The 10,487-nt window shown below is 51.0% G+C and carries 7 protein-coding genes; 6 read left to right on the top strand and 1 reads right to left on the bottom strand.

What is annotated here, in order from left to right; genetic code table 11:
• Positions 1–350: 350 nt before the first annotated feature.
• Positions 351–551: a hypothetical protein gene (locus ACYVHB_RS24300; protein ID WP_461054409.1), complete on the bottom strand. Its 201-nt coding sequence runs from the start codon at positions 549–551 to the stop codon at positions 351–353.
• Positions 552–596: 45 nt separating this feature from the next.
• On the opposite strand from ACYVHB_RS24300, the gene ltrA reads away from it, so the two are divergent.
• From ltrA to tssD, 6 genes are all read left to right on the top strand, one after another.
• Entirely contained in the window at positions 597–2,351 is a 1,755-nt protein-coding gene (ltrA, locus tag ACYVHB_RS24295; protein WP_461054408.1) for a group II intron reverse transcriptase/maturase, read from the top strand.
• Between the two features lie 378 nt (positions 2,352–2,729).
• Positions 2,730–5,762, top strand: coding sequence for a hybrid sensor histidine kinase/response regulator transcription factor (locus ACYVHB_RS24290; protein WP_461054407.1), 3,033 nt, complete (start codon positions 2,730–2,732; stop codon positions 5,760–5,762).
• Positions 5,763–5,961: 199 nt separating this feature from the next.
• Entirely contained in the window at positions 5,962–6,372 is a 411-nt protein-coding gene (locus ACYVHB_RS24285) for a helix-turn-helix transcriptional regulator (RefSeq protein ID WP_461054406.1), read from the top strand.
• 170 nt (positions 6,373–6,542) lie between these two features.
• Positions 6,543–8,996, top strand: a complete 2,454-nt coding sequence (locus ACYVHB_RS24280; RefSeq protein ID WP_461054405.1) for a tectonin domain-containing protein — start codon at positions 6,543–6,545, stop codon at positions 8,994–8,996.
• Positions 8,997–9,100: 104 nt separating this feature from the next.
• Positions 9,101–9,853 (top strand): hypothetical protein, encoded by a 753-nt coding sequence (locus ACYVHB_RS24275; RefSeq protein ID WP_461054404.1) that lies wholly within the window; start codon positions 9,101–9,103, stop codon positions 9,851–9,853.
• 167 nt (positions 9,854–10,020) lie between these two features.
• Positions 10,021–10,410 carry a type VI secretion system tube protein TssD gene (tssD, locus tag ACYVHB_RS24270; protein ID WP_461054403.1) on the top strand — a complete coding sequence of 130 codons (390 nt, stop codon included), beginning with the start codon at positions 10,021–10,023 and terminating at the stop codon, positions 10,408–10,410.
• Positions 10,411–10,487 lie beyond the last annotated feature (77 nt).

Here is a 10,487-nt window from a genome sequence, read left to right as displayed (position 1 = left end):
TGAGAAAGGCTTTCGGGCCGGGATTCACTGCAAAACAGGTGTAAGCCCCTGTTTGACAACTTGTTTTTCGTGAGGGTGTAAGTCCCTCTCCCCCGATGCAGGGGTAACAGCATCGCCCCTACGGTAGCGACTGGCCATCAATCCGTAAAGCGGGGCGAAAAGTCGGTACAGGTCAATCTACAGACCCCACCCCGGCGAGCATGAGCGTATGGATAACGTAAGTGAAGATGTGACTGAACTGTCGTGATTATTCGACCAGCTAAAGTAGGTTATAAGGCTGGACCAAAGAGGTACAGGATAGGGCCAACCAGTTGTAAGGTTGGAATAACCCAGGGGCGAGCGTTTTCAAGTTACGACTCGATGCATTCCCTCATAAACCCGGCAGCAAGCATCATCCTAACCGCCCGACCAACGAAGAACAGGAACGAAGTAAACCTGTTATGGCTCTGGACAACCTCACCCGCTGTCCAGGAGGTGCCAGCCGGATGCCCTGACAGGAGAAGATTGTCTAAGAAGCCAATGCCCGCCAGAAAGTGGCGGGATATGCCCACGTAGACACGTTAGTTTGGATTGAAGAGCGACAAGTAGCAGTCAAGATGTCTAAAACCAGTAGTGAACATACCGATTCGTGTATCGACCCTACAAAGGTGGAATGGAAGCATACGCCCTGGCCTAAGCTGGAAGGGTATGTCTTCAAGCTGCAAAAGCGAATCTTCAAAGCCGCTCAAAGGGGTGATGACAAAACAGTACGTAATCTCCAGAAAACGCTTTTGCGCTCGCGCTCGGCCAAAACGCTGGCCGTCCGACAGGTCACCCAAGACAATCGGGGCAAGAACACGGCCGGGGTAGATGGCGTCAAATCACTGAAGCCCCCGCAACGACTGGACCTGGTCGATACCTTGCGCTTGACGGGACAGACTATGCCAACTCGCCGGGTATGGATACCCAAAGCGGGGACAACCGAGAAACGTCCATTAGGAATTCCAACCTTAACCGACCGTGCCTTGCAAGCCTTGGTCAAACAGGCGCTGGAACCCGAATGGGAAGCTCGGTTCGAGCTTAACAGTTACGGCTTCCGGCCTGGTCGCTCGGCCCATGATGCCATCCATGCCATTTGGGTGGCTATCAACAAGAAGGCTAAATACGTCTTGGATGCCGACATTGCTAAGTGCTTTGATCGGATCAACCACGACGCGCTGCTGACCAAGATGAACACGTTTCCCGTACTAAGACGACAGGTCAGAAGCTGGCTTAAAGCCGGGTTGATGGAAGGGGGGTACCTGTTTCCGACGACAGAAGGGACGCCACAGGGCGGGGTTATCTCCCCACTGCTGGCTAACATCGCTCTTCATGGCATGGAAACCGCCCTCCATCAGGTTTTTGCTCACGGAACCCTGAAGGTTGGCGACAAACGTAAATGGGTATCAAAGGTGCAACTAATTCGGTACGCCGACGACTTTGTGATTATCCACGAAGATCAAGCAATCGTTGAAGCAGCTAAAATACTCATTACGAACTGGTTGACCCCAATGGGTCTTGAACTTAAAGCCAGTAAGACCCGTCTGGCGCACACCCTCAAGGAAGTAGATGGCACTATCGGATTCGACTTTTTAGGCTTCACAATCCGACAGTTCTGGGCCGGAAAACACCGGACCGGTGTCTGGAAGAAGGGGTTTCCGTTGGGCTTCAAAACGTTTATCACGCCCAGCAAAATGGGAGTCAAACGTCATTACGCTCAGTTGGCTAAGCTTGTGGATGCCCACAAAGGCAAAACACAGGCGGAGTTGATCGAAGCCCTGAACCCGATGATCCGAGGGTGGACCAATTACTACTCACGGGTGGTGAGTAAACGTACATTTACCCGGCTTGGCCACTTACTTTATCAAAAGTTGCGAGCCTGGGCACGTCGTCGGCATCCTAATAAAGCCAACGGCTGGACGACTCACCGGTATTGGTTCATTCGTAAGGGCAAAGGCTGGTGGTTTATGAGCCGTCAGGACAAACGAATACTTCGGATGACCCGTCACGCCGATACGCCCATTGTGCGGCATGTCAAGGTACAGGACAACCGAAGTCCGTTTGATGGCGACTGGGCCTACTGGGGCACTCGTTTGGGTCGGTACTCTGATCTGGGATTGAGTAAAGCAACGCTGCTTAAACGACAGCAAGGGCGATGTACGCACTGTAAGTTATTGTTCCGGTACGGGGATAAGATTGAGACTGACCATATCACCCCACTCGTCAAAGGAGGTGGTAATGGTTACGCCAATCTTCAATTACTACACCGGCATTGTCATCACATCAAGACTGCATCCGACCAACGGGGTGTAGTTGAGCAGGCACAGGCATAACCGCCAAACGACGAGGAGCCGTGTGAGGGGAAACTCTCATGCACGGTTCTGAAGACCAGCCGCCGGGGTGACCCGGCGGCTGAGTTTAATTTTAACAGGCCACTCCTTGATTTTAAACCAACAAAATCTCTTCATATAACGGTAGAATACGAAAGAACGAGTAAAATTACTTAGCTTTAGAAATTCCATTGCCTACTGTAACTCCTTTATGTTTTACTCCTCCTTACGTGTATTCCCTCTTATCCCGTTAATGGATGGTATCATCCAGTTCAACCATTCCCAACGCAATCAAAAAACAAAATTACCTCAATACCCCGTCTGCGATCAGCTTGAGCCTCTGTCAATCAACGATGAGCTGTCTACTAACTCAGGGAACTAGTGAAATATCTAGCTTGGCCGGGTGCGTTGATGTTGCATCGGCGTATCCCCGCTCACTTGTGGCGAGCCGTATCGGCCCGCCTGTTACTTAGCCTGTTACTGGTTCAGGTGCTAACGACCACCTACTCCCAGAATCCACTGCTCGCTGTTTTTCTGCCTGACATACCAGCTGATGGGTTGCTGCTGAACGAGGGGTGGCGATTCCGATCGGGCGACAACCCGATCGGAGCCAGCCCCCAATTAGACGACCGTCAGTGGTCCAACCTCGACCCAACCAAAGACATTCGCGATCTACCGCAACTACAGCGGTCCGGTGTCGGCTGGCTCCGTCTGCACATGACAACGGGTCCAGGTCTGCCGTCTACGATGGTTCATGTGTTTCAGTCGGTCGCGTCGGAGATCTATCTCGATGGGCGATTGCTGTATCGCTTCGGCACGGTCAGCACCATTCCAGAGCGTGTGCAGGCCTACAATCCCAATGCGGCCTTCTATTTACCCCTTCAATCCTCGTCCGAACACCTATTGGCCGTACGCTTTGCCTGTCAACCGGGCCTGGACTACAACACAAAACACCTTCGCTGGGATGCGGCCACCGTTCAGTTCTGGCTGTCCCCGGCAACGGTGCTACCGGCTGTCAGACCGCTGTCCATACAGGCCGTTTACTTGGATACGTTCCGAATTGGCATCGCATTCATCCTCTTCATCCTGCATCTGAGTTTATTTTTCGCATACCGGGTGCAACAGGCCAATCTCTACGCTGCGGGTATGTATCTGCTGTTGAGCGTTACATTTTGGGCAAGGGCCGCCAACAATTTTGCTCATTCGATGAACCTGCGGATGCTTCTCCATTACGGTTCGCTCCTTGACACTTGGGTGCCCGGCATGGCAATTCTTATATTTTATAGCCTGTTCAAATTTCGTATAGGGTGGCTGTTCTGGCTGGCCATTGGCAGCATTGGTCTTCGATTTGTTCCACTACCAACTGATTACCAGTGGCTAAACACTTTTTTTAGCTATTACCTACAATTTGAGATCATCAGGCTTTCTGTCGTGGCTACCCGGCGCGGGCTGCTGGGTGCTCGCATCGTTAGGTTTGGGGCGTTCTGCAACCTGGGTTTGTGGATTACGTTTTCGGTCCTGTCGGTCTTAAGGGTTCCGGTTGGTGGCAACGAATGGCTTTACCATACGCTGTTTGTGGTTTCTTTTCTGTGTTTCCCGCTTACCCTCTCGCTTCGGCTGGCCCTGGAACACGGCTGGGTTAATCGGCAACTGATGGACCGGCTACAGGACGTAGAACATCTGTCGGCCCGGAATCTGGCGCAGCAACGGGAACGGGAGCAACTCCTGGCCCGGCAAAACGAGCAGTTGGAGCAGCAGGTAGTCGAGCGCACCCAGAAACTCAACCAGCAGGCTGACCAACTCCGGGAACTCGACCAGATCAAATCGCGCTTCGTAACCAACCTTACCCACGAATTTCGGACCCCACTCTCACTGATTGTATCGCCGGTGGAAAAGCTGCTTCAGGAAAGCCGATTCGACCGGCCTATGCTGACGATGGTCCACCGCAACGCGAATCAGCTCCTACGGCTCATCAATCAATTGCTGGATTTGTCTAAACTGGAAGGCGATTACATGACCCTCTCCTCCATGCAGGGCAATGTGACTGATTTCATCTGCCATGTTGTGGAATTATTTCAACGATCAGCTGAGCAGAAAGGCGTGATTCTAACGTGTGCACTGGAAAATCTGCCCCCGCAGGAGTTTGTATTCGACCCCGATAAGTGGGAGAAAATTCTGACTAATCTGCTATCGAACTCCCTCAAGTTTACCCCCACCGGTGGTCACGTGACGATTACGGGCACACCCATTTGGGCGAGTGGTGCAATAACTGGAGTGCAGATCCAGTTGGTCGACTCGGGTATTGGGATTACGCCGGAAGCATTGCCTCACATCTTCGACCGGTTCTATCAGGCCGATACGTCGAGTAGGCGCGCCTACGAAGGAACCGGCATTGGCTTAGCGCTGTCCAACGAATTGATCGGCTTGTTGGGCGGCACGATTACCGTGGAAAGTCAACTGAACGTGGGTACTACCTTTCGCCTAACCCTGCCCGTTCAGCCGGTGTCAGCCGCTATCGACGCCCCCACCATCAGCTGGTCGGCGATGGCGCAGCCTGCCCTTGCGCCGCTGGCTGCTCTGGCCCCTGGCCGGGTTATCAATAGGGCCGCTGACGATCAGGCGGCTCCCCGCATTTTAGTTGTGGAAGACAATGACGAGTTGCGGAACTTTCTGGTAGACGAACTGACCCCGTCGTACCACGTCCTCCAGGCAACCGATGGGGTAGCTGGCTGGGAACTAACCCAAGCCAAACTGCCCGATATGGTGTTGACCGATGTGATGATGCCCCGCATGGATGGGTATGAACTGACCCGGCTCATCAAAGGCCATGTCGACACGGATCACATTGCGGTGGTGATGCTGACGGCCAAGTCGGCCCAGCCCAGTCGCATCGAGGGGCTCCAGCAAGGGGCCGATGACTACCTCTCAAAGCCTTTCAGTGTGGAAGAGTTACAGCTACGCTTGCACAACCTGATGAGTCGGCAAGCGAAGTTAGGGGAGCATTATCGCCAGCAATTTGTTTTGCCCGGCGTGGATTCGCCTGCCAGTGACCCATCATCCAGTGTAGATGTTTCAACTGTGTTGCCCGATCCGTTTCTGCTTCGAATATATGCCTTATTAGAGCAACATCTTGACGACCCCACGATCAGTGTCGACTGGTTAGCTGATCAACTGGCCATGAACCGAAAGACGCTTTACCGCAAAGTGCAACATCTCATCCAACTGTCGCCTGCCGACCTGATCCGTCAGTATCGACTGCGGAAAGCAGCCGAGTTGCTAAAGGCGGGCTACAATGTAGCCGAAACGGCTGACCGGGTAGGATTTAATACGCCCTCTCATTTCACTCTTGTTTTCAAAGAGACCTATCAGCAAACGCCCACCGAGTTCATGGCCAGCCGGGTGAAAAACGCCTAGTTCCTCCTTCTCCCTCCTTTTTACGGGCAAAATACCCCCAATCTGACGACATCTGCCCCAAATCTGACAAGGCATTGCCTGGTCACAGGCCACCTTTGATGGATCAAAAGGGTAGCGCGTCTGCACCGCTTTTAGTTTCTATCAACCTCAGTTTGAATAAAATTTTCTTCTTTTTAATTCACCTTCGTTTCACTTGGAAATGAATCGTCGATCAAAACCTGCCCACCACGTTCGGCATTCATGGGTGATGCCCGCTAGCCGTACTCCACCTGACAGAGGCCCCAATGCTTTTCTCCAGCAAATTTATAATCTGCTGGAGCGAAACTTGGGAGATCCCTCGGTCAATGTTAACTGGCTGGCCGATCAATTGGCTATCAATCGAAAAACGCTGTACCGAAAAGTTGAACGGTTTAGTCAACTGACCCCTACTGATCTGATATGTCAGTTCCGACTTCGTAAAGCGGTAGAACTGTTACGTATAGGCTATACCGTAACACAGACGGCTATCTTCATTGGGTTTAAAAGCTCGTCTCATTTTACGACCGTTTTCAAAGAATTCTATCAGCAAACCCCCACCAAATTTATCACCAGTCAGCCTAAAAGAGTCTGAACTGGTCTACATTTCTCTATTGATGAGCGGAATGCCCCCAATCTGACGATATATGCCCCCAATCTGACAGTGACTCTAAGAGCAACGCAAGACCTTTGGCTCGTTCAAACGGGTCTACAGATAGACCTAAAGGTAAGTTTAACCATTCACAACCATAGAAAATTGAAGTTATGGATAATCCTTTAGAAGTTGAAGCCAGGGGTATTTTTGACAAAATTAAAGAAGGGGTAACGGAAGTAGTCAAAAAAGTAGGTGAAGGGGTTACGGACGTAGCCACTAAAATAGCTGGTGGAACTACGAGTGCCGCTGAAGCCGCTGCCGGTGGTCTCGTCAGTGTTGGAAATGCAGCGGCCGATGGCGTTGTGAGCACCGCTAGTACGGTGAGCAACGGGGTAGTCGGTGCTGCGAATAGAGTTAGCGACGGTACAATAATTGCCTGGAAAGCAACGTCAGAAACGGCAAATACGGTAGGCTATTCGTTTGAGGCTACCGGCCTTACCATAGGGCAGGAAATGATGGTTGGGGCGGATGCGGTCGCCAAATATGGACAAATGGGCGTTAACCAAACGTATAAAGGATTGGTCGCAGCTGGAGAATACATTTCCCATCACGCCTGCGATATTGCCTTAGGTAGTTCCCTGTCTGCTGTTTTTGTTGCTTTGTTCGCTGATGGAGAAGCAGAAGTTGCTTTTTCCCCATTAAGTTTCGCGGTAGCTCTATCCAGCAAAGTTGCCATTAAAACGGCATCTAATGGAATAGCGGTAATGATTGTTGAACCCATTTTTGCCATTCCGGGAGTTGCGAGTGCCGTTGGCCACAAGAATGAATTGGAAGCCGTATTAGCGTTTACGATCAACAAAATAGTGTCTGAAGCAGATCCTAAATTAGTTATCGGTACAGCGGGTGCGTTCGTTGCGGCATTGGTGATTGTTCTGGTTACCCAGATAGTTTGCGAAGGTAAAGTTCCGGCAGGCGGCCCTCAGCTTTGGGCGGGTGTACAAAGTCAGATACGTGGTGGTGTGCCTGTTGATGTTGTACCTGCTCCCAAACCCCGCAATTACCTGAGAAGTGGCGGATTCCTGAAAACAGACGAATACCTCGTCTCATCGAATTCAGCCTACTTTATGATCATGCAAGGCGACGGTAATCTTTGCATTTATAAAGGATCAGGTCCCAAAAATAACCACGGATTTGTTTGGGGGTCCGGGGTAACTGCCGAAGGAGGCAAGTTTTTTGTCATCATGCAAAATGACGGCAACTTGGTTGTTTATAAGGGAACAGGTCCTGGCGATAAACGGGGCCACGTGTGGGATTCACAATCGCTGGGTGATGGGAAGTTATTTTATGCCTTGCTCCAGAATGATGGTAATCTGAGCATAAACCGGGGGCTTAGCCGTAAATTAAATGGCGGTATTCTCTGGGGAGTGCCTAACGTAGTAAAGGTAAATTTCGTGACGGTGCTACCCGATGGCACCATCGCCGGCGTCGGCACTGATCAGCAAATCTACACCCGCCCTAACCTGGATAGCAACTGGACCCTGGTGCCCAATGCTTATGGGATCACCAGCCTGGCGGCACTACCCAACGGGCGGTTTGTCGCCACGGGAACAGATAATCAACTTTGGACCCGAGACGGCCTGAGCGGTAACGGAATGCTAGTGCCTAATAGCGGGTCGGTAATCTCCGTAGCAGTGCTTCACGATGGAACAATCGCTGGAGTGGGCACTGACAATCAAATTTATACCCGAGCGACTTTAAATAGCAACTGGGCATTGATACCCAATAGTGGAACCGTAAACAGAATTTCAGTGCCTTCTAACGTATCCGATAACGCCTGTTATGGTATTAGTCTGGACCAGAAAATTTTCCGTAGATCTCTACTGAATACCGCCAACTGGGGGCATCCACTACCCATTGGCGGTGGTGTTACCAGCGTAGCGGTACTGTCCAACGGTAAGGCCTTAGCCACGGGAACCGATGGGCAGCTCTACACCATACCAACCTTAAACCCTAACTGGACCCTAGTACCCAATGCTTATGGAATCACCAGCCTGGCGGCACTACCCAACGGGCGGTTTGTCGCCACGGGAACAGATAATCAACTTTGGACCCGAGACGGCCTGAGCGGTAACGGAAAATTAGTGCCTAATAGCGGGTCGGTAACCAGTGTGATTGTATTACCTGATGGCACCATCGCTGGCATCGGCCTCGATAGCCAGATCTACACCCGTGCCACCTTGAGTAGCAATTGGGTCGGAGTGCCCAATAGCGGGGCAATAACCAGCCTGGCGGTGCTGCGCGATGGCCGGTTTTTAGCCACAGGTACTGACCAACTTCTCTACATCCGCGGTACGATGAACAGTGACTGGGTGCAGGTGCCCAACAGCGGGTCGGTGACCAGCGTGATTGTATTACTCAATGGCATGATCACGGGCATTGGCACTGATAAGCAGGTCTACACGCGTGCTACCTTAACCAGCAACTGGGTATTGGTGCCCAACAGCGGGTCGGTCAATAGTGTGGCGGTGCTGCCAGATGGCCGGATTGCTGGTATCGGCACCAATAACCAGGTCTATACACGTGCCACCTTGAACAACAACTGGACGGTAGTAGCCAATAGTTAATACTGAAAATCATCTATGCCCAGCTGGAATATCCCCCCCTTGTGTCTGGGGTCATTCCAACTGCTGCCACCTTAACCAACCAATTCTTATCCTCGTTTATAAAGATGAAAACGCAAGACCCTATAAAATTTGTTCGAGACCTTGAATTTGAGGATGCTGTAGAGGCCTATCCAATTGAGCGCGGTGGGCAAGTACCCGACATGGCCGAAGGCGTCGAACAATCGTTTCTGAACGCCAAATCGCTGGTATCGTTTGTCTCCGACATCAATGGACAGCGACGGAGTGATGTGCTTAATTCAGTACTGCTGGCCCAACTGGCCGCTAATAAGAAATTCCCGGACGAAAATCAGCTCGTCGACTGGTATAAAGAGTTTGTGCGGGTGCTGAATAATCTGGGCTGGGTTATAGAAGCGGCTGAATTCTCCAGCTTCGAATCAAGTGGTACGGTCTTCGAAGCCGAAAATGCCATTATCAGTATTCTGAGCGCTGCCTTTGGTGGCTCCTTTATGGTAGTCATCACCAAAACGCTTGAGGCCATCAAAGGACTCAGCGACAGTAACGGCAAAATAACTGCCTTCGAGAAAAATACCCATACCCAATCCAAAGGCGCTTTCCAGATCGGTTTGGTCAGAGAAGAAAACGGCACCGTTACCCTACAGATGGGCACATTTCTGCTTACATCGTCAAACGAGATCAGGAAAATACTATTCTTCAAGTCCACCAAAGACAAAACAAAGCTGAACTATTGTTCAAGAACCGGTACACTGAACGAAGAGATATACGCTAAAATTCGGAACCAGGTTCAGGATAAACTGGGCGGGAAAATAACTGATTTTATAACTGAAATTGACCTGTAGTTTCCAGCCATCACCCGACATTAATTAACATACACTCATTGCGGTGAGCATCAAACATCGGCCCGACAAACGAATTTGGACGTAACCCGACCTGAGAAAAAGGTAGATGAGGCTTCGATTCGTACTCAAGCTGAACCCGTTTTTATCAACTCTAACTAATCAGTTCAATGGCTATAGGTTCAGTTTTAACAATTGACTTGAAGGTTTACAACCTCCTTTCCTTCTCGTACGGTTTTACCAAGCAGATCGGCATGGATGGCAAAACGTCCTCTCGGGTCATGGGTGGTGAGATCAACGTTTTAGTCCAAACCTTCAAGGGCGACGACAAGGTTTTGGAGTTGATCTTAGCGCAGAACAAAAATGACATCAAGGGGCAAATCGTTGTAACGGGTCCGGAGGGGGAAGTCCGTACCATCGAATTCGAGAACGCTTCGATCAGCAGCTACAGTGAGTCCTTCAGTGGCGTCGAGGGTACGCAAAGTTTCACCATTTTCGCGAGCAGGATCAAAGCGCAGAAAAGAGAGTTCTCGTCAATACCGAAACAGAGCTCACGGTAGACCCAACAATGCCCTGCATGGGCGTAGCTTGCTCCGTCGATTCATATTCGAGCCGTCTGTACTGTAACAGCACATAA

The sequence above is a fragment of the Spirosoma arcticum genome, from assembly GCF_054779955.1.
The sequence above is the reverse complement of the archived record's forward strand: the minus strand, read 5'-3'. Positions and strand labels throughout refer to the sequence as shown.